The sequence below is a fragment of the Pseudomonas sp. MIL9 genome (genome assembly GCF_016887925.1).
Lineage (GTDB): Bacteria > Pseudomonadota > Gammaproteobacteria > Pseudomonadales > Pseudomonadaceae > Aquipseudomonas > Aquipseudomonas mohnii.
Genome location: NZ_JAFEHE010000011.1, coordinates 263,330 through 282,415 on the forward strand (window position 1 = coordinate 263,330; position 19,086 = coordinate 282,415).

Annotated in this window: 14 protein-coding genes and 1 pseudogene; 9 read left to right on the forward strand and 6 right to left on the reverse strand. The window is 59.7% G+C overall.

What is annotated here, in order from left to right; all coding sequences use genetic code 11:
• The first annotated feature begins 4 nt into the window (after positions 1–4).
• Positions 5–1,489, forward strand: a complete 1,485-nt coding sequence (gene prpD, locus JQF37_RS14775; protein WP_130203637.1) for a 2-methylcitrate dehydratase — start codon at positions 5–7, stop codon at positions 1,487–1,489.
• Between the two features lie 135 nt (positions 1,490–1,624).
• On the opposite strand, the gene JQF37_RS14780 is transcribed toward prpD, so the two are convergent.
• A complete protein-coding gene (locus tag JQF37_RS14780; RefSeq protein ID WP_130203636.1) occupies positions 1,625–2,443 on the reverse strand; it encodes a pyruvate, water dikinase regulatory protein in 819 nt (272 codons plus the stop codon).
• 175 nt (positions 2,444–2,618) lie between these two features.
• Between JQF37_RS14780 and ppsA the strand changes: the two genes are divergently transcribed.
• The 8 genes from ppsA (at position 2,619) to JQF37_RS14820 (ending at position 10,814) form a co-directional block, all read left to right on the forward strand.
• Positions 2,619–4,994 carry a phosphoenolpyruvate synthase gene (ppsA, locus tag JQF37_RS14785; RefSeq protein ID WP_047531510.1) on the forward strand — a complete coding sequence of 792 codons (2,376 nt, stop codon included), beginning with the start codon at positions 2,619–2,621 and terminating at the stop codon, positions 4,992–4,994.
• A 193-nt stretch (positions 4,995–5,187) separates the two neighbouring features.
• Positions 5,188–6,177 carry an alpha/beta fold hydrolase gene (locus JQF37_RS14790; RefSeq protein ID WP_130203635.1) on the forward strand — a complete coding sequence of 330 codons (990 nt, stop codon included), beginning with the start codon at positions 5,188–5,190 and terminating at the stop codon, positions 6,175–6,177.
• A gap of 137 nt (positions 6,178–6,314) precedes the next feature.
• Positions 6,315–6,806 (forward strand): ribonuclease E activity regulator RraA, encoded by a 492-nt coding sequence (gene rraA / locus JQF37_RS14795; RefSeq protein WP_130203634.1) that lies wholly within the window; start codon positions 6,315–6,317, stop codon positions 6,804–6,806.
• A 35-nt stretch (positions 6,807–6,841) separates the two neighbouring features.
• Positions 6,842–7,837, forward strand: a complete 996-nt coding sequence (locus JQF37_RS14800) for a zinc transporter ZntB (protein ID WP_130203633.1) — start codon at positions 6,842–6,844, stop codon at positions 7,835–7,837.
• 63 nt (positions 7,838–7,900) lie between these two features.
• Positions 7,901–8,149: a CrfX protein gene (locus JQF37_RS14805; RefSeq protein ID WP_130203632.1), complete on the forward strand. Its 249-nt coding sequence runs from the start codon at positions 7,901–7,903 to the stop codon at positions 8,147–8,149.
• A 2-nt stretch (positions 8,150–8,151) separates the two neighbouring features.
• A complete protein-coding gene (locus tag JQF37_RS14810) occupies positions 8,152–8,976 on the forward strand; it encodes a mechanosensitive ion channel domain-containing protein (protein ID WP_008048604.1) in 825 nt (274 codons plus the stop codon).
• A 90-nt stretch (positions 8,977–9,066) separates the two neighbouring features.
• Complete coding sequence (gene sigX / locus JQF37_RS14815; protein WP_017337463.1) at positions 9,067–9,657, forward strand: RNA polymerase sigma factor SigX; 591 nt, start codon at positions 9,067–9,069, stop codon at positions 9,655–9,657.
• Between the two features lie 107 nt (positions 9,658–9,764).
• On the forward strand, positions 9,765–10,814 hold the full coding sequence (locus JQF37_RS14820; RefSeq protein ID WP_130203631.1) for an OmpA family protein: 1,050 nt from the start codon (positions 9,765–9,767) through the stop codon (positions 10,812–10,814).
• Positions 10,815–10,899: 85 nt separating this feature from the next.
• On the opposite strand, the gene cobA is transcribed toward JQF37_RS14820, so the two are convergent.
• From cobA to JQF37_RS14845, 5 genes and pseudogenes are all read right to left on the reverse strand, one after another.
• Entirely contained in the window at positions 10,900–11,664 is a 765-nt protein-coding gene (gene cobA / locus JQF37_RS14825; protein WP_130203630.1) for a uroporphyrinogen-III C-methyltransferase, read from the reverse strand.
• Positions 11,665–11,674: 10 nt separating this feature from the next.
• Positions 11,675–14,392 carry a nitrate reductase gene (locus tag JQF37_RS14830; protein ID WP_130203629.1) on the reverse strand — a complete coding sequence of 906 codons (2,718 nt, stop codon included), beginning with the start codon at positions 14,390–14,392 and terminating at the stop codon, positions 11,675–11,677.
• A gap of 59 nt (positions 14,393–14,451) precedes the next feature.
• Positions 14,452–15,648 (reverse strand): annotated as a pseudogene (locus tag JQF37_RS14835) (FAD-dependent oxidoreductase); the annotation flags it as partial.
• A 290-nt stretch (positions 15,649–15,938) separates the two neighbouring features.
• Positions 15,939–17,606 carry a bifunctional protein-serine/threonine kinase/phosphatase gene (locus JQF37_RS14840; RefSeq protein WP_130203628.1) on the reverse strand — a complete coding sequence of 556 codons (1,668 nt, stop codon included), beginning with the start codon at positions 17,604–17,606 and terminating at the stop codon, positions 15,939–15,941.
• Between the two features lie 7 nt (positions 17,607–17,613).
• Complete coding sequence (locus tag JQF37_RS14845; RefSeq protein WP_103402625.1) at positions 17,614–18,825, reverse strand: nitrate/nitrite transporter; 1,212 nt, start codon at positions 18,823–18,825, stop codon at positions 17,614–17,616.
• Between the last annotated feature and the right edge of the window lie 261 nt (positions 18,826–19,086).

The following is a 19,086-nucleotide window of genomic DNA, read 5'->3' on the forward strand; positions in this document are numbered from 1 at the left end:
GAACATGAGCGCCAACGTTGACCTCAACAATCGCCCGGACTACGACCAGGTGCTGCAGGACATCGCCGATTACGTACTGACCTGCACAATCGAGTCCGAGGAAGCCCTCGACACCGCTCGCAACTGCCTGATGGACACCCTTGGCTGCGGATTGCTCGCCCTGCGTTTTCCCGAATGCACCAAGCACCTGGGGCCCATCGTCGAAGGCACCGTCGTGCCGTTCGGCGCTCGCGTGCCCGGCACCAACTACCGCCTCGATCCGGTCAAGGCCGCCTGGGACATTGGCTGCATCGTGCGCTGGCTCGACTACAACGACACCTGGCTCGCGGCCGAGTGGGGCCACCCGTCGGATAATCTCGGCGGCATTCTCGCGGTGGCCGATCACTTGTCGCAAAAGCGTCTGGCCAATGGTGAGGCGCCGTTGACGGTTCGCACGGTGCTGGAAGCGATGGTCATGGCCCATGAGATTCAAGGCGTGATCGCGCTGGAAAATTCGTTCAATCGTGTAGGCCTTGATCACGTCATTCTGGTGAAAGTCGCCTCGACGGCGGTCACCGCCAAGCTGATGGGGGCCAATCGCGAGCAGTTGCTCTCGGCGCTGTCTCACGCCTTCGCCGACGGCCAGGCGCTGCGTTCCTATCGCCATGCACCGAATGCCGGCTCGAGAAAATCCTGGGCGGCGGGGGATGCGTCCAGTCGTGGTGTTCGTCTGGCGGACATCGCCATGCGTGGCGAGATGGGCATTCCCGGTGTGTTGAGTGCCAAACAATGGGGTTTTTATGACGTGTTGTTTAGCCACACCAACAACGATCTGGCGCTAAAACCCGAAGGCAAACGGGCGTTCAGTTTTTCCCGGCCGTACGGCAGTTATGTGATGGAAAACGTGCTGTTCAAGATCAGTTTTCCCGCCGAGTTTCACGCACAAACGGCCTGTGAAGCCGCAGTGACCCTGCATCCGCAAGTGCGCAACCGCTTGCACGACATCGACAGGATCGTTATCACCACCCACGAATCGGCGATACGCATCATTTCCAAGGTCGGCCCTTTGGCCAATGCCGCCGACCGCGATCACTGCCTCCAGTACATGACCGCCGTGCCACTGGCATTCGGCAATCTGGTGGCCGAACACTACGAAGATGATTTCCACAAGGCACATCCGATCATCGATGTGTTGCGCGAGAAAATGGTCATCGTCGAAAACCCGGTCTACACCCGTGAGTACCTGGAGGCCGACAAGCGTTCCATCGCCAATGCCGTTCAGGTGTTTTTCAAGGACGGTACCAGCACCGAGAACGTGGTGGTGGAGTACCCGATCGGGCATCGGCGGCGCCGTGCCGAGGGTATTCCGCTGTTGGAAGACAAATTCAAGGCGAACCTGCTGACACGATTCACCGGGCAACGCAGTGGGGAGATTTTTGAGTTGTGCAAGGATCAGGCGAGGCTTGAGGCAACGCCTGTGAATCGGTTTGTGGATTTGTTTGTTATCTAGGAGACCGCGTTATCGTTCATCGCGGGCAAGCCACGCTCCCACAGGGTTTTGTTGTGAATGCAAAATCTGCATACACCAGATATCCCTGTGGGAGCGGGCTTGCCCGCGAAGGCGTCAGATCAGACGCCGCATGATTTATTTGAAGCGCCGCTCGACGCCTTTTTCCACGAGGATCTTCGCCGAGATCTCTTCAACGGAAAAATGCGTGGAGTTGATGTGCGGGATGTTCTCGCGGCGGAACAGGTTTTCCACTTCGCGCACTTCGAACTCGCACTGGGCGTAGCTCGAATAGCGGCTGTTGGGCTTGCGCTCGTTGCGGATCGCGGTGAGGCGATCCGGGTCGATGGTCAGGCCAAACAGTTTGTGCTGGTGGGGGCGCAGGGCGCTTGGCAGTTGCAGGCGCTCCATGTCGTCTTCGGTCAGCGGGTAGTTGGCGGCGCGGATACCGAACTGCATGGCCATGTACAGGCAGGTGGGGGTCTTGCCGCAACGCGACACGCCCACCAGGATCAGGTCGGCTTTGTCGTAGTAGTGCGTGCGGGCGCCGTCGTCGTTGTCGAGGGCGAAGTTCACCGCCTCGATCCGCTCCATGTAATTGGTGTTGGCACCGATGGAGTGGGATTTGCCGACGGTGTAGGAGGAATGCTCGGTCAGTTCCTGTTCGAGTGGCGCCAGGAAGGTCGAGAAAATGTCGATCATGAAACCATTGGAAGTCGCGAGGATCTCACGAATGTCCTGATTGACGATGGTGTCGAAGATAATCGGACGGAAGCCGTCGGTTTCGGCGGCTCTGTTGATTTGTTGTACCATGGCCCGCGCTTTATCCGCGTTGTCGATGTACGGCCGGGTGAATTTGCTGAAGGTAATGTTCTCGAACTGCGCCAGGAGGCTTTGACCCAGGGTTTCGGCGGTAATGCCGGTGCCATCGGAGATAAAGAAAGCAGATCGTTTCATTTGCACCTTGGGCCTTAAGCTAGTAACGAATCTTGGATATGATAGGCGCGATTTGTCGGCCGCCAATGGCCCGCATTCTCACTTATTTTCCAGGTCCAGGCCATACAGCTGGCAAACGCTCTTCCGAGCAAGCCGGCTTCTGAGCTTTTCCAACACAGTTAGTGGAGAGATCACCTTGGTAGAGTACGTAGTTTCCCTCGATAAGCTCGGCGTCCATGATGTGGAGCATGTGGGGGGCAAGAACGCATCCCTGGGCGAGATGATCAGCAACCTTGCAGGTGCCGGTGTATCGGTGCCTGGTGGCTTCGCCACGACCGCTCAGGCATATCGTGATTTCCTGGAACTGAGCGGCCTGAACCAGCAGATTCACGACGCCCTTGATGCACTGGACGTCGACGACGTGAACGCCCTGGCCAAGACCGGCGCCCAGATCCGTCAATGGATCATGGAAGCCGAGTTCCCTGAAAAACTGAACACCGAAATCCGCACGGCGTTCGCCACGCTGTCCGCCGGCAACCCTGACATGGCCGTGGCCGTGCGTTCTTCCGCTACCGCCGAAGACCTGCCGGACGCTTCTTTCGCTGGCCAGCAGGAAACGTTCCTGAACATCCGTGGTGTCGAAAACGTCATTCGTGCTGCCAAAGAGGTGTTCGCCTCGTTGTTCAACGACCGCGCGATTTCCTACCGTGTCCACCAGGGCTTCGACCACAAGCTGGTTGCCCTGTCGGCCGGCGTGCAGCGCATGGTCCGTTCCGAAACCGGCACGGCCGGCGTGATGTTCACCCTCGATACCGAATCGGGTTTCCGTGACGTGGTGTTCATCACCGGCGCCTACGGCCTGGGTGAAACCGTCGTACAAGGCGCGGTGAACCCGGATGAGTTCTACGTGCATAAAGGCACGCTGGCCGCCGGTCGTCCGGCGATCCTGCGCCGCAACCTGGGCAGCAAGGCCATCAAGATGATCTACGGCGACGAGGCCAAGGCCGGTCGTTCGGTCAAGACCGTCGATGTCGACAAGGCCGATCGCGCGCGTTTCTGCCTGACCGACGCCGAAGTCAGCGAACTGGCCAAGCAGGCGATGATCATCGAGAAGCACTACAAGTGCCCGATGGACATCGAATGGGCCAAGGACGGTGACGACGGCAAGCTGTACATCGTGCAGGCCCGTCCGGAAACCGTGAAGAGCCGCACCCAGGCCAACGTCATGGAACGTTACCTGTTGAAAGAAACCGGCACCGTGCTGGTGGAAGGCCGTGCCATCGGCCAGCGCATCGGCGCCGGCAAGGTCCGCATCATCAAGGACGTGTCCGAGATGGACAAGGTCCAGCCAGGCGACGTACTGGTTTCCGACATGACCGACCCGGACTGGGAACCGGTCATGAAGCGTGCCAGTGCCATCGTCACCAACCGTGGCGGCCGTACCTGCCACGCGGCGATCATCGCCCGTGAACTGGGGATCCCGGCCGTGGTCGGTTGCGGTAACGCCACCCAGCTGTTGAAAGACGGCCAGGGCGTGACCGTTTCCTGCGCAGAAGGCGACACCGGTTTCATCTTCGAAGGCGAACTGGGCTTCGACATCAAGAAAAACTCCGTGGATGCCATGCCGGAGCTGCCGTTCAAGATCATGATGAACGTCGGCAACCCGGACCGTGCCTTCGACTTCGCACAGCTGCCGAACGCCGGTGTGGGTCTGGCCCGTCTGGAGTTCATCATCAACCGCATGATCGGCGTGCACCCGAAGGCGCTGCTGAACTACGACGGTCTGCCGTCGGACATCAAGGAAAGCGTCAACAAGCGTATCGCCGGTTACGACGATCCGGTCGGTTTCTATGTCGAGAAGCTGGTTGAAGGCATCAGCACCCTGGCGGCAGCGTTCTGGCCGAAGAAGGTCATCGTGCGTCTGTCGGACTTCAAGTCCAACGAATACGCCAACCTGATCGGCGGTAAGCTCTACGAGCCGGAAGAAGAAAACCCGATGCTGGGTTTCCGTGGCGCCTCGCGTTACATCAGCGAATCGTTCCGTGACTGCTTCGAACTCGAATGCCGTGCCCTCAAGCGCGTGCGCAACGAGATGGGCCTGACCAACGTCGAAATCATGGTGCCGTTCGTCCGCACCCTGGGCGAAGCGAGCCAGGTCGTGGACCTGCTGGCGGAAAACGGTCTGGCCCGTGGCGACAACGGTCTGCGCGTCATCATGATGTGCGAACTGCCGTCCAACGCCATCCTGGCTGAAGAGTTCCTTGAGTTCTTCGACGGCTTCTCCATCGGTTCCAACGACCTGACCCAGCTGACTCTGGGCCTGGACCGTGACTCCGGGATCATCGCGCACCTGTTCGACGAGCGTAACCCTGCGGTCAAGAAGCTGCTGGCCAACGCCATTGCCGCGTGCAACAAGGCCGGCAAGTACATCGGCATTTGCGGTCAGGGCCCTTCGGACCACCCGGACCTGGCCAAATGGCTGATGGAACAAGGCATCGAAAGCGTGTCGTTGAACCCCGATTCCGTACTGGAAACCTGGTTCTTCCTGGCTGAGGGTCAAGCGCAGGCTTGATCCGGTGTGAACGGGCCGCTCTCTTGTAGGAGCGAGCTTGCTCGCGATGGTCGTGAACGATCATGCGCGTTTACTGAATAAACGCGTTGTTCTGGAGTCCATCGCGAGCAGGCTCGCTCCCAGATGGGCGGTGCCTTTAAGATTCAAGTAGGGCGGGCTCCTCCGGATGCCGCCCTTTTTTGTGCAAGAACTTATGCAAAGCAGCAGCAACCTATTTCCTGTCGCCCTGATCAGCGCCGAGCGGCGCGGCGATCTGAGCGAAGATGTTTACCGTTTAAAACCCGGCAACAGCCCCGACGGTACCGTCGAAATTGCGGTGACTCGCCTCGGCATGGCCGATGAGCCAGCGGTGCGTGGCGTGCCGGTGATCCTGTTGCACGGCAGTTTTTCCAATCGACGTTTCTGGTTTTCCCCGAAAGGGCTGGGGCTCGGCGCCTATCTGACGCGCCTGGGCTTCGACGTATGGATTCCGGAAATGCGCGGTCACGGCCTCTCACAGCGCAACCAGAACTACCGCAAGAACCGTGTCGCCGACTACGCTCGTTACGATCTGCCGGCCATTGGCGCGTTCGTGCGAGAGCAAAGCGGCCAGGTCCCACACTGGATCGGCCACTCGCTGGGCGGCATTACCCTGGCAGCCGCATTGGGCGGTCAATACATCGGTGAGCCCGTGGTGGCGTCTGCGGCGTTCTTTGGCGCGCAGGTCAGTCGCACGTACTGGCCGTTGAAAATCCCGCCGGTGGAGTGGAGCGGTCGTTTCATTCTCAAGCGTTTTGCCCAGCTGTCGGGTTCACGGCTCAAACGCGGCCCGGAGGACGAGCCGATTGGCCTGGCCCTGGAAAGCATGCGTTGGCACGGCCTGTTCGGGCGCTTTGGCGATGCCGACAAGGACTGGTGGGCGGGTTTGGCCGAGGTCAGATTGCCGGTGCTGGCGGTGAGTGCCGCCGGTGACCATCAGGATCCGGCCTGGGCTTGTCGCAAGCTGTTCGATCAGTTGGGGTCCGAGCACAAGCAATTTATCAACCTGGGTCGCGAGCAGGGCTTTGCCGATAATTTCGGTCACGTGGACATGTTGGTCAGCAAAGCCGCACAGGCTGAAGTCTGGCCACTGGTGGCCCGCTGGCTGGCGGATCAGCAAACCCCTCTACTGGGTGAATCAGCGAATTTGGTCACGGCGATTTGAGCCCGACGCTCTATCAAGGGCATTTCGCTCCGATCGGCTAGCGGCTAAGATATGACGCATTGAGCTGTTCTGGTCATTTTCGATGACTGAGTCATCACTGATGTTCGTGCTTTCTTCCTCTTCACAGGAGTTTCTCGATGAACCATTACCTAACGCCTGACCTGTGCGACGCCTATCCGGAGCTGGTGCAGGTGCTGGAACCGATGTTCAGCAATTTTGGCGGCCGTGATTCCTTTGGCGGCGAAATCGTGACCATCAAATGCTTCGAAGACAACTCGCTGGTCAAGGAGCAAGCCGAGCTCAAGGGAAATGGCAAGGTACTGGTGGTCGATGGTGGCGGCTCCCTGCGCCGCGCGCTGCTGGGCGACATGATCGCCGAGAAAGCTGCGAAAAACGGCTGGGAAGGGCTGGTGATCTACGGTTGCATTCGTGACGTTGACGTCATCGCGCAAACCGATCTGGGTGTTCAGGCCCTGGCCAGCCACCCGATGAAGACCGACAAGCGCGGTATCGGTGATCTGAACGTGGCCGTAACCTTTGCGGGCGTGACCTTCCATCCGGGCCATTACATCTATGCGGACAATAACGGCGTGATCGTCTCGCCAAGCCCGCTTGCAATGCCCGAGTAAGTTTTGGTCGATTTTTTTTGAAGAATGGAATGCGGATGTTCGAGGAAGAAAACGCGCAATGGGGGTTGGTACATGCCCTGGTGCTGGACGGTAAAGGCGGCGCGCGTTCGATAGCCCGGACTGAACTCGATGAATTGCAGCTGCAGGCCCATGAAAGCCTGTGGCTGCACTGGGATCGCAGTCATCCGCAAACCCAGACCTGGCTGCGCAAATCCAGTGGCCTGAGCGAATTCAGCTGTGACCTGTTGCTGGAAGAAAACACCCGACCGCGTCTTTTACAGCTTTCGGACAGCGAACTGCTGCTATTTTTGCGCGGGGTCAATCTGAATCCGGGGGCCGAGCCTGAAGACATGGTCTCGGTGCGAATCTTCGGTTCAGCCCAGCGTGTCATCTCCCTGCGTTTGCGCCCGTTGCGCGCCACGGAGGAACTGCTGGAGCAACTGGTGGAGGGCAAGGGGCCGAAAACAGCCTCCGAACTCATCCTGTGCATGGCGCAGTACCTGACCAACAAGTTGCAGGATCTGGTCAGCGACCTCTCGGAAGTGGTCGATGAGGAAGAAGAAAAGCTGGATACCGACGAACGGTATACACCGGAACACGGCGCTGTTTTGCAGATCCGTCGCCGGGCGGCGGCGTTGAAGCGGTTTCTCGCGCCGCAGCGGGATATTTTTGGTCAGCTGACGCGGATCAAACTGCCCTGGTTCGTCGACGACGATGGCGATTACTGGAACGAATTGAACAACAGTCTGACCCGCTATCTTGAAGAGCTGGAGCTGACCCGGGAGCGGGTAGGGCTGGTCCTTGAGACCGAAGATCGACGATTGAGCGTGCGCATGAACCGCACGATGTACCGCTTCGGAATCATCACCGGGATTTTTTTGCCGATGAGTTTTTTGACCGGTCTGTTGGGGATCAACGTCGGTGGAATTCCATTCTCTGCCAGCCCTTATGGCTTCCTGATTGCCTGCCTGATGATGGTCTCGGTGGCATTGGGGCAGTGGTGGTTATTCCGACGTTTGCGCTGGGTTTGAAAGTGGCCCATGTGACCCAGGCAAATTTGATCGCGTCTTTCACAGACATCACGAGAGGTGCGTATGCACGATCCGTTTGAACAGTCTTTGCGTGACATGCTCAAGGCATCACCGTCCACCCGGGACGACGATGCGTGCCTTGGTCGTGTACTGAAAACCGCCAACCGCCAGGTCGGTGCCGGTGATTTGTTCAGTCTGCTGGGCCGCTGGCTGCCCGCCCTGATGATCGCCGTGAACAATGGATCGGCCCATGTCGCGCCGGTGTCCCGTCTTCGTAAACCTGCTGCCCACACTGCTGATAAGGCTGATTGAATATGGAACTTGATCTCTGGACTCAGAGCCTCGTCACTGCCATGACCGCGTTGTGGACCAAGGTTGCCAACTTCATTCCGAACCTGTTCGGCGCACTGGTTGTGCTGCTGTTGGGTTTTGTCGTGGCCAAATTGCTGGACACGCTGCTCTCCAAATTGCTGGCCAAACTGGGCCTCGATCGCCTGATGGGCGGCACCGGTCTGACCAAGTTACTGTCTCGCGCAGGCCTTCAAGTACCGATTTCGACGCTGATCGGCAAGATCGTCTATTGGTTCGTTTTGCTGATTTTTCTGGTTTCTGCCGCAGAATCCCTTGGACTTGAGCGAGTTTCGGCTACGCTGGACATGCTCGCGTTGTATTTGCCGAAGGTCTTTGGCGCAGCGCTGGTGTTGCTGGTGGGCGTCTTGCTGGCGCAACTGGCCAACGGGTTGGTGCGCGGCGCGGCGGAAGGCGTGGGCTTGGACTACGCTTCTGGCCTTGGGCGAATTGCCCAGGGACTGGTCATCATCATCAGTATTTCGGTCGCGATCAGCCAGTTGGAGGTCAAGACTGACCTGCTCAACCATGTGATTGTGATTGTATTGATTACCGTTGGTCTGGCGGTTGCGCTGGCCATGGGGTTGGGAAGCCGGGAAATTGCCGGCCAGATTCTTGCGGGAATCTATGTGCGTGAGTTGTACCAGGTTGGGCAACAAGTACGTGTTGGCGAGGTCGAAGGCCAGATCGAAGAGATCGGCACGGTTAAAACCACATTGCTGACCGATGAGGGTGAGCTAGTCTCTCTTTCCAATCGGATCCTTCTCGAGCAGCATGTGAGTAGCCGCTAACCCGGCAAACCCTGCTAATGTATGCCGCCGCAAAATGCCCACTGATGCTGGCTGCGGCGGACATTGACCTGACTGTCGGCCCGACTTGTTTTGAATAAAGCCCAATCGCTATCCACGCGCTACGACCCCCGCGAGCTCTCTGATGAGGAGTTGGTCGCGCGCTCGCACACCGAGCTGTTTCACGTAACGCGCGCCTATGAAGAACTGATGCGGCGTTACCAACGAACATTATTTAACGTCTGTGCACGATATCTCGGGAACGATCGCGACGCAGACGATGTCTGTCAGGAAGTGATGTTGAAGGTGTTGTATGGCTTGAAGAATTTCGAGGGCAAATCGAAGTTCAAGACATGGCTATACAGCATCACTTACAACGAATGCATCACTCAGTATCGGAAAGAACGGCGAAAGCGTCGCTTGATGGACGCCTTGAGTCTCGACCCCCTCGAAGAAGCGTCTGAAGAAAAGGCGCCGAAACCGGAGGAAAAGGGTGGACTCGATCGCTGGCTGGTGTATGTGAACCCGATTGACCGCGAAATTCTGGTGCTACGATTTGTCGCAGAGCTGGAGTTTCAGGAGATCGCAGACATCATGCACATGGGTTTGAGTGCAACAAAAATGCGGTACAAACGCGCTCTAGATAAATTGCGTGAGAAATTTGCAGGCATTGCTGAAACTTAGTTCGGCGCAAATATCTCTTACGTGTAGGCAAGTTCTGATAGACTTGCCGCCGAGTTGTCCCCCGGTTTGCGGGACTGCTTCACAATCACCAGATGGGGATTTAACGGATGAAACTGAAAAACACCTTGGGCTTGGCCATTGGTACTCTTATTGCCGCCACTTCGTTCGGCGCTCTGGCACAAGGCCAAGGCGCAGTTGAAGGCGAGCTCAACTACGGGAAAAAGTACAACGACAGCGTTAAGAACGTTGAAGATGGCTACACTCCTGGCGCTTCCATCGGTTACTTCTTGACCGACGACGTGTCGTTGAACGCGACCTACAACAACGATGACCACACCCGTTCGAACAACGGCACTGGCCATCAGAAAATCGAAGGCGACCAGTTCGGTCTGAACGCTCAGTACCACTTCAACAACGCTGGCGACGCTCTGCGTCCTTACGTTCAAGGTGGTGTTAAGCACGGCAGCATGACCAACGTAGCCGCTGATGGCCACACCGGTCGTGACCAGTCGACTTTCCTGACCGCTGGCGGTGGTGTTAAGTACTACTTCCTCGAGAACGTTTACGCTCGTGCTGGCGTAGAAGCTGACTACAAGCTGGACAACGGCAAGTGGGACTACATCCCGTCCGTAGGTCTGGGTGTGAACTTCGGTGGCGGCTCCAAGCCTGCCGCTGCTCCAGTTCCAGCACCAGCTGAAGTCTGCTCCGACAGCGACAACGATGGCGTATGCGACAACGTTGACAAGTGCCCGGACACCCCAGCCAACGTAACCGTTGACGCTGATGGCTGCCCAGCAGTTGCTGAAGTTGTTCGTGTTGAGCTGGACGTGAAATTCGACTTCGACAAGTCGGTAGTCAAGCCTAACAGCTACGGCGACATCAAAAACCTGGCTGACTTCATGAAGCAGTACCCATCCACCACCACTACTGTTGAAGGTCACACTGACAACGTCGGTCCTGACGCTTACAACCAGAAACTGTCCGAGCGTCGTGCAAACGCCGTCAAGCAAGTTCTGACCAACCAGTACGGTGTTGAATCGTCCCGCGTTCAGTCTGTTGGCTACGGCGAATCCCGCCCAGTTGCTGACAACAAAACTGACGCTGGCCGTGCAGTTAACCGTCGCGTAGAAGCGCAGGTTGAAGCTCAAGCTAAGTAATTAGCCCGCAGCTCTGAGAAAAGCCCGGCTTAGGCCGGGCTTTTCTTTGTCTGCGATTTGATGAAACAACGTGCAATCAGGCAGATCAGGCGGTTTGATCGGCCACCATCGCGGGCAAGCCGCGCTCCCACTGAGAAGAGGTTGCACAGGCCGCCACTGTGCCGATGACCAGAATGGCCGGGCTCTTGAGCTGGAAGGCGCCGGCATCGTCCTCCATCGCCGACAGGTCACTCCGACATTCCCGTTGGTGGGGCAGGGACGCGTTTTCAATCATCGCCACTGGCGTATCCGTCGCCATTCCACCGGCAAGCAACTGTTCGCGGATTTCGCTGAGCTTGGCCACCCCCATGTAGATCACCAGGGTTGTTCCGCTTTGGGCCAGCGCCTGCCAGTTCAGACGACTACCGTCCTGGGTATGGGCAGTGACCAGCGTCACGCCGCGCGCAACGCCGCGCAGGGTCAACGGAATAGCGCATTGTGTCGCGCCCGCGAGTCCGGCCGTGATGCCATTGACCAATTCGACCTCGACCCCACGTTCACGCAACCACGCCGCCTCTTCGCCGCCGCGCCCGAAAATGCAGGGATCGCCGCCCTTGAGCCGCACCACGCATTTGCCTTGGCGCGCGTAACGCAGCATCAGTCGATGAATGAACGCCTGCGGGGTAGAGCGACATCCGCCGCGTTTGCCCACGGGGATGATGCGCGCGCCGACGCAATGCTCCAGCACTGCGTCATTCACCAGGTCATCGATCAGCACGACATCGGCCTCTCTCAATGCCCGAACGGCCTTGAGGGTCAGCAATTCCGGGTCGCCAGGTCCCGCGCCTACCAGCCAGACTTTTGCGTTCATAGTGTTTTCCTCACGAGGTGACCGCGACCGGTCGCGCCGTGGCGACCAGCAAACGCTTGATTTCCGGGACGCACGAGCCGCATTGCGTACCGCAGCCCAATTCTTGTTTCAGACCCTGCAAGTCCAATCCCCGGGCGATACCGGCGCAAACCGCGCTTTGGCTGACGTTCTTGCAATTGCACAGGGTTTTGTCTCCGGCCGCCGATGCACCGGTCTGACCTGGTGGCGTGCTGAGCGGCGCCAGTAACCAGCGCCGAAGTTGTTCATCGGCACGACCTTCCCGCCAAAGATTCAGCAGCCAGTGTTGGGCGAGGGTTTCCCCAGCCAGGCGAATGGCGGTAATTCGGCCGTTGTCGATACGTACCCGCTTGCCGATGGAACGCCGCGGGTCGTCGTAGGCCAACACCGGGCCTTCATGCAGTCCCAGGTATTGGTCGATATCCCGGAGCCATTGCGGGTCCGGTGCTGTGGCGCTGGCAGCGCGTATAAGCAACGCTGGGCGTTCACGGCCTGTCAGGCTGAGGCTTGCGTAGGAAAACGCCTCACAGAGGGGGCGTAGCGTCTCAAAATGCTGTTGTACATCGCCCTCAATCAGTGCGAACAGTCTCCAGGGCAACTGAACCGGTTCCAGGCGCACGCCACTGTGCTTGAGTTCGGGTTGCTTCGACAGCGGATCAAAGGCGGGAAGGGTGAGGCTGTTCACGCCGCCCTTGAGAAAGCGATCGCCCCAATGCATGGGCAAGAACGCCTGGCCGGGTCGCACGTTGTCGTCGCTGCTGACCGGCACAATCACTTCGCCGCGCCGGCTTTTCAGGCTGACCAGGTCGCCTGGTTTCAGGTCATGTTGGTGCAGCTCTTGCGGATGCAGGCTCAAGACCGCTTCGCCCACGTGGCCGAACAGTTGCGCAGCGGTGCCGGTGCGACTCATGCCATGCCATTGATCACGCAAGCGACCCGTGATCAGGGTCAGCGGGAAGTGTGCATCGCGTTGCTCCTTGGCGGCGCGGAAAGGATCGGCGATGAATTGTGCGCGACCGTTGGCGGTCGGGAATACGCCGTCGCCGTACAGGCGAGCGGTGCCTTCGCTGGCATTCGCGGGGAAGGGCCATTGTTGCGGGCCGATCCGGTCGATCAGGCCATGGCTGATGCCGGACAAATCCAGATCTCGACCGTGGGTCAGTTGCTTGTATTCATCGAAGAGCTGCGCCGGCGTTTCAAAGGCAAACAGGCTGGGTTGTCCGGGGCGTAGATATTTTTCCAGGCGCCGTGCGAAATCTACGGTGATCGCCCAATCGGGCCGCGCTTCACCGGGTGCGACGATGGCCTGGCGGACGTGGGAAATGCGTCGTTCGGAATTGGTCACCAGGCCGTCTTTTTCGCCCCAACTGGCGGCGGGTAGCAACAGGTCGGCGAATGCGGCTGTTTCGGTGGTGCGAAACGCTTCCTGCAACACCACGAACGGACAGGTTTGCAATGCAGCACGCACGGCGTTCTGGTCAGGCATCGATTGCGCCGGGTTGGTGCAGGCGATCCACAGCGCCTTGATCTTGCCGCTGCGCACCTGCTCGAACAGTTCGATGGCGCTCAGCCCTGTACTGGTCGGGAGCTGTTCTACCCCCCAGTAAGCGGCCACTTCAGCGCGGTGGTCGGCATTGGCCGCTTCACGATGCCCGGGCAGCAGGTTCGACAGACTACCGGTTTCCCGACCGCCCATGGCATTGGGCTGACCGGTCAGGGAGAAAGGTCCTGCGCCGGGGCGGCCAATTTGCCCGGTGGCCAGATGCAGATTGATCAATGCGCTGTTTTTGGCGCTGCCAGCGGTCGACTGATTCAACCCCATGCACCACAGGGACAGAAAGCTTGGGGCGGTGCCTACCCATTCGGCGCACTGCCGCAGATGTTCGACGCTGATCCCGCACAGCTGCGCAACCATGGACGGCGTGTAATCGTGCACCAGATGCTTGAGTTCCGTCAGACCTTGGGTGTGCGCCTCGATGAAGTCGTGGTCGACCCGGTTTTCCCACAGCAGCAAGTGCAAAATCCCATGGAACAAAGCGACATCGGTTCCCGGCAGAATCGCCAGATGCAGGTCAGCCAAATCACAGGTATCGGTGCGGCGCGGGTCGATGACGATGACTTTCATCTGCGGGCGGCGGGATTTGGCCTCCTCCAGGCGACGAAACAGCACCGGATGGGCGTAGGCCATATTGCTGCCGACGATCATTACGCAATCGCTGGATTCCAGGTCTTCGTAGCTGCAGGGCGGTGCGTCGGCGCCGAGGCTGCGTTTGTAGCCCACCACCGCTGAAGACATGCACAGCCGTGAGTTGCTATCGATGTTGTTGGTGCCCACCAACGCTCGCGCCAATTTGTTGAAGGCGTAGTAGTCCTCGGTCAGCAATTGCCCGGAAATGTAGAACGCGACACTGTCCGGGCCATGTTCGGTGATGGTGCGGGCAAACACGCTGGCGGCGTGATCGAGGGCGGTGTCCCAATCGGTGCGGCTGCGGGCCAGGCTTTTGCCCAGGCGCAATGCGGGATACAGCGCTCGCGCGCTCAGGTCACCGGTCAAATGCAGGGTCGAACCCTTGCTGCACAGTTTGCCGAAGTTGGCCGGATGGGCTGGATCGCCGCTGACGCCGAGGATGCGCTCGCCGTCGTGCTCGATCAGCACGCCGCAGCCGACCCCGCAGTAACAACAGGTGGACGCAGTGATCTGGCGGTTCATCAGGCGACTTCCCGCGTTGGTCCGGCGTTATCCAAGGCCTGTTCCAGGGTAAAGGAATGGCCGAACATCAGTTGATCGCGGATTTCGCCGATGACCTGGTGCTCGAGGATTTGCCGAAAGTACCAGCCGCCGTCGGCCGTATCGCCGTACAGGCAGGCCCCGACCAGTACGTCGTCCTTGATCACCAGTTTTTTGTAGACGCCACTGATGGGGTCGGTGAGGGTGATGGTTTCGGTGCCTTCGCCGCCCATGTAGTCACCGGCGGAAAACAGGTTGATGCCGGTGACTTTCAGTTTGGTCGAGGTCACCGAGCCCTTGTAGGTGGCGAATCCCAGTTGTGCGAGGTGATTGGCGCAGACCTTGGCCTGGTCGAACAGCGGTGCTACCAGGCCATAGGCGATGCCGCGATGGCTGGCGCATTCGCCAATGGCGTAGATCCTTGGGTCGTAGGTTTGCAGGGTATCGTTGACCAGAATCCCGCGGCCGCAAGGGAGGCCGGATTGTTCTGCGAGTTCGATGTTGGGGCGGATGCCGGCGGCCATGACCACCAGATCGGCGGGGATGATGTCGCCGTTCTTGAACTCGACCGAGCCGACCCGGCCATTGCCGGCATCGTGCAACGCCTGGGTTTGCTCGCAGAGACGAAAGTGCAGGCCGCGGGCCTCCAGGGCATTTTGCAGCAACTGGCCGCTGGTCTTGTCCAGTTGCCGATCCAGCAACCATTTGCCGAGGTGCACGACGGTGACGTGCATGCCGCGCAGCATCAGCCCGTTGGCAGCCTCCAGCCCCAGCAGCCCGCCACCGATGACCACGGCGTGTTTATGGGTTTTGGCGGTGTCGATCATGACCTGGGTGTCGGCAATGTCGCGGTAGCCGATTACGCCCTGCAGCGTGTTGCCGGGAATCGGCAGGATGAACGGGCTGGAGCCGGTGGCGATCAACAGGCGATCGTATTCGGCCACGGTGCCGTCTTCGGCAATGACCCGGCGCCTGACCCGGTCGATTTCCACGACCCTGCGGTTGAGCAGCAACTTGATGTCGTTTTCCAGGTACCAGTCCAGGTCGTTGAGTTCGATCTCTTCGAAGCTCTGTTCGCCAGCCAGCACCGGCGACAGCAGGATGCGGTTGTAGTTGGTATGGGGTTCGGCGCCGAAGACCGTGATGTCGTACAGCTCGTTGCTCAGTTTCAGCAGTTCTTCGAGGGTACGAACGCCGGCCATGCCATTGCCGATCATCACCAGTTTGAGCTTTTTCATCAGGTCCTCCGGGGAACAACGACCCGCCTCATCAGGCTTTCAAGGTCGTGCTCGACAATTTCGCGCAAACAAAAAAAGGCGTCCCGCCAGTTGCCTGACGGGGACGCCTTTGTCCGGTCCCGTTCTCTCGGGAAGCGCAGTCTTCGTCGTTGAAGCCTGCACGTTATGTGTGATGGGAAGGCTAATGCAGTGGTTGTGCCAAGTCGGTCAAGTCCGTGGTTCGCGGTGTCTGCACGCACCGTCCATTGGCAAGTGGCATTTTATTGCACCGAATCAACGCGCGGCGCCCATTAATGGAGCGCCACCACCAGCAGCACCAGATTCGCCACCAGCGACATCAGCGCCAGGGTCCGCCACACCTTCAACGGCTCGCGCTCCAGCAACGGTTTGGGACGCACGCTCAAACTGCGTCGCTCCCCCTGTTCCATCAGCAATAACCACTCTTCCGCTGTTTCAAAGCGTTGAGCCGGATCCGCCGCTACCGCACGTTCCAGGGTTTGCATCAGCCATTCCGGGAGGTCGGGGCGATAGCGGCTGGCATTCACCGGAACGCCAAACCGTGGGCGTTGGAACGCTTCGATTTCGCCGTAGGGAAAATGCCCGGTGAGCAGGACATACAGGGTCACGCCGACCGAGTACAAATCCTGTTGCGTGCTCGGCGGGTCGCCGCGAAACGCTTCCGGCGCAATGTAGCTGGGGGTTCCGGGCAGGGCAGAGGGCTCATCGAGGGACAAGCCAGGGCAATAGGCGAGCCCGAAATCGAGCAGCCGTAACTCGCCGTCGTCCCCCAGCAGCAGGTTCTCCGGTTTGATATCGCGGTGCAGTATCTGCCGCCGATGCAGCATGCCCACCGCTCGCAACAGGCGTTCGGCCAGGTCTTGCCATTGGGCCAGCGGCAGCGGCCCGATTTGCTCATGCAACTGGGCCAGGGTCGATCCTGAATATTCGCGCATCACGTAGTACAAATGCTGACGCTGACTGGCGGCATGCACTTCGGGGAAATGACGCCCGGCTACACGCTTGAGAAACCATTCTTCCGACAACAACGCTTGCCCGGCCGAATGATCGTCGCGCAGGTGAGTGGGCAGGGTTTTCAGCAGCCAGGGCTGTCGCTGACTGTCACGCACGCGATAAAGCAGGGATTGCTGGCTCTGGCCGACGATCCCTTCGACCTGCCAGCCCTCGAAATCCTGGCCCGGTTTCAGTGCGGGCGGCAGTGGCCATTGCTGCAGTTGAATCAACGCATCGCCGATGCTGGTTTCACCCAGGGCATCGACCCGCACCAGCAAGGCGCTGGCATTGTCCTGGCTGCCGGCCAGGTGCGCGGCATTGACCAGGGTTTGCGCAGCGCTGTGCAGATCCGGTTGGTCTCGCAGAATCGCGGCAATGGCCGTGTCGCCCAGGACTGCCCAGACCCCGTCGCTGAGCAACACAAAGCTTTCATCGCGGCGCAATTCGCCGTCGAGGAAGTCCAGCACCAGGTGCTGATCGAGCCCCATCGCTCGTTTGAGCACATGCTGCATGCCCGGCTGGTCCCAGACGTGATCCTCGCTGATGCGCTGCAACTGATCGGCATGCCAGCGATACACTCGGCAGTCGCCCACATGGGCCAGGGTGAAGCGCCGACCGCGCATGACCAATGCGCTGACCGTGGTCAGCAGCGGTTGTCCACCGCCGTTGGCCTGCAGCCAGCGGTTCTGCGCCAGCAGCAGGCGATCCAGCGCCTGGGCGACGCCCCAGGTTTCCGGGGTGGCGTAATAATCCAGTGCCAGTGCCTGCAAGGTGGAACGAGCGGCCAGCCCACCGTCGGCGCACTGGCTGACACCGTCGGCGATGGCGAACAGGTAACCCTTGCTCGCCGCCAGTGCCGGGGCCGGTGTGACCAGCCGCAACGCGTCCTGGTTTTCTTCGCGCGGGCCGATGGCGCTGGCTTCGGCGAAACTCAGTTGCAGGCTCATCGCCGGCTCAGACCCGTGCAGCGGTCACGGCAGCCGAACCCCAGGTGGTTCTCCAGCGACGTTTCACCCCGTGCAGGCCGAACCAGGCGAGGACGCCGAGGCTGGCGAACAACCACAGTGCCATTTGGTAGCTGCCGGTGCTTTGCTTGATTGCGCCCATGCCGGCCGCCAGGGCAAAACCGCCGATGCCGCCGGCCATGCCGATCAGGCCGGTCATCACGCCGATTTCCCGACGAAAGCGCTGTGGCACCAACTGGAACACGGCGCCATTGCCCGCACCAAGGCCGAGCATGGTGCAAACGAAGAGTGCCAGCGCAGCGTAGGAACTCGGCAGGTTGAATCCGACGGCAGCAATGCAGATCGCGGCCACGGTGTACATCGCCAGCAGGGTGCGGATGCCGCCGAAACGGTCAGCCAGGGCACCGCCCAAGGGGCGCATCAGGCTGCCGCCGAACACGCAGGCGGCGGTGTAGTAGCCGGCCGTCACCGGGCTCAGGCCGTATTGATCGTTGAAATAGCCGGGCAGGGCGCTGGCCAGGCCAATGAAGCCACCGAAGGTCACGCTGTAGAAAAACATGAACCACCAGCTGTCGCGGTCGCCCAGGGCCTTGAAGTAGTCGGCCATCGACTTGGCTTTCGGCCGTTCAGGCGCGTTTTTGGCCAGCCAGGCGAAAACGATCAACGACAGGATCAGTGGAATGAGGGCAAAGCCGAACACGTTGCTCCAGCCATATGCAGCCGCCAGAACCGGTGCAATCAACGCGGCGAACACCGTGCCCGAGTTACCGGCGCCAGCGATCCCCATGGCCTTGCCTTGATGTTGCGGCGGATACCATTGCGACGCCAGCGGCAGGGCCACGGCGAACGACGCACCGGCCATACCGAGGAACAGCCCCAGAACCAGGGCCTGCTCGTAGCTGTGGATGCCCAGTTTCCAGGCACCGAACAGGGCGCAGATGACGATCACCTGGCCAATCAGGCCAGCGGTTTTCGGCGACAGGCGATCAGCCAGCATGCCCATGATGAAGCGCAGTACCGCACCGGCCAGAATAGGCGTGGCCACCACCAGCCCTCGCTGTTGTGTGGTCAGGTGCAGGTCGGCGGCGATTTGCACGGCCAGTGGGCCAAGCAGGTACCAGACCATGAAGCTCAGATCGAAATAGAGGAAGGCTGCGAACAGGGTCGGGGTATGGCCGGATTTCCAGAAGCTTGAATTCATCGCGCACCTCAGCTGATAGGAGTCTCGAACGGGAGTCATGCAGGTGGGGCGCCTTGAGGGCTGCACCACCAGCCCCGGGCAATGGGGCCAAAACAAAAAAACGCCGCCACCTGATTCGCCTTGGGGCAAATGAGGTGAGCGACGTCTTTGTCGTAGGTGGGGCAACCGCCGTTGGTTACCTGTGGAGATTACTTAGCGAGATCTGTGCCAATACCGTGAAACCGAGTGAAGGCCATCGCGAGCAGGCTCGCTCCCACAAAA

What these genes read in the sequence shown, in the direction of transcription:
- prpD (WP_130203637.1), top strand. Translation starts at nt 5, where the DNA reads ATGAGCGCCAACGTTGACCTCAACAATCGCCCGGACTACGACCAGGTG.
- JQF37_RS14780 (WP_130203636.1), bottom strand. Translation starts at nt 2,443, where the DNA reads ATGAAACGATCTGCTTTCTTTATCTCCGATGGCACCGGCATTACCGCC.
- JQF37_RS14790 (WP_130203635.1), top strand. Translation starts at nt 5,188, where the DNA reads ATGCAAAGCAGCAGCAACCTATTTCCTGTCGCCCTGATCAGCGCCGAG.
- rraA (WP_130203634.1), top strand. Translation starts at nt 6,315, where the DNA reads ATGAACCATTACCTAACGCCTGACCTGTGCGACGCCTATCCGGAGCTG.
- JQF37_RS14800 (WP_130203633.1), top strand. Translation starts at nt 6,842, where the DNA reads ATGTTCGAGGAAGAAAACGCGCAATGGGGGTTGGTACATGCCCTGGTG.
- JQF37_RS14805 (WP_130203632.1), top strand. Translation starts at nt 7,901, where the DNA reads ATGCACGATCCGTTTGAACAGTCTTTGCGTGACATGCTCAAGGCATCA.
- JQF37_RS14810 (WP_008048604.1), top strand. Translation starts at nt 8,152, where the DNA reads ATGGAACTTGATCTCTGGACTCAGAGCCTCGTCACTGCCATGACCGCG.
- JQF37_RS14820 (WP_130203631.1), top strand. Translation starts at nt 9,765, where the DNA reads ATGAAACTGAAAAACACCTTGGGCTTGGCCATTGGTACTCTTATTGCC.
- cobA (WP_130203630.1), bottom strand. Translation starts at nt 11,664, where the DNA reads ATGAACGCAAAAGTCTGGCTGGTAGGCGCGGGACCTGGCGACCCGGAA.
- JQF37_RS14830 (WP_130203629.1), bottom strand. Translation starts at nt 14,392, where the DNA reads ATGAACCGCCAGATCACTGCGTCCACCTGTTGTTACTGCGGGGTCGGC.
- JQF37_RS14840 (WP_130203628.1), bottom strand. Translation starts at nt 17,606, where the DNA reads ATGAGCCTGCAACTGAGTTTCGCCGAAGCCAGCGCCATCGGCCCGCGC.
- JQF37_RS14845 (WP_103402625.1), bottom strand. Translation starts at nt 18,825, where the DNA reads ATGAATTCAAGCTTCTGGAAATCCGGCCATACCCCGACCCTGTTCGCA.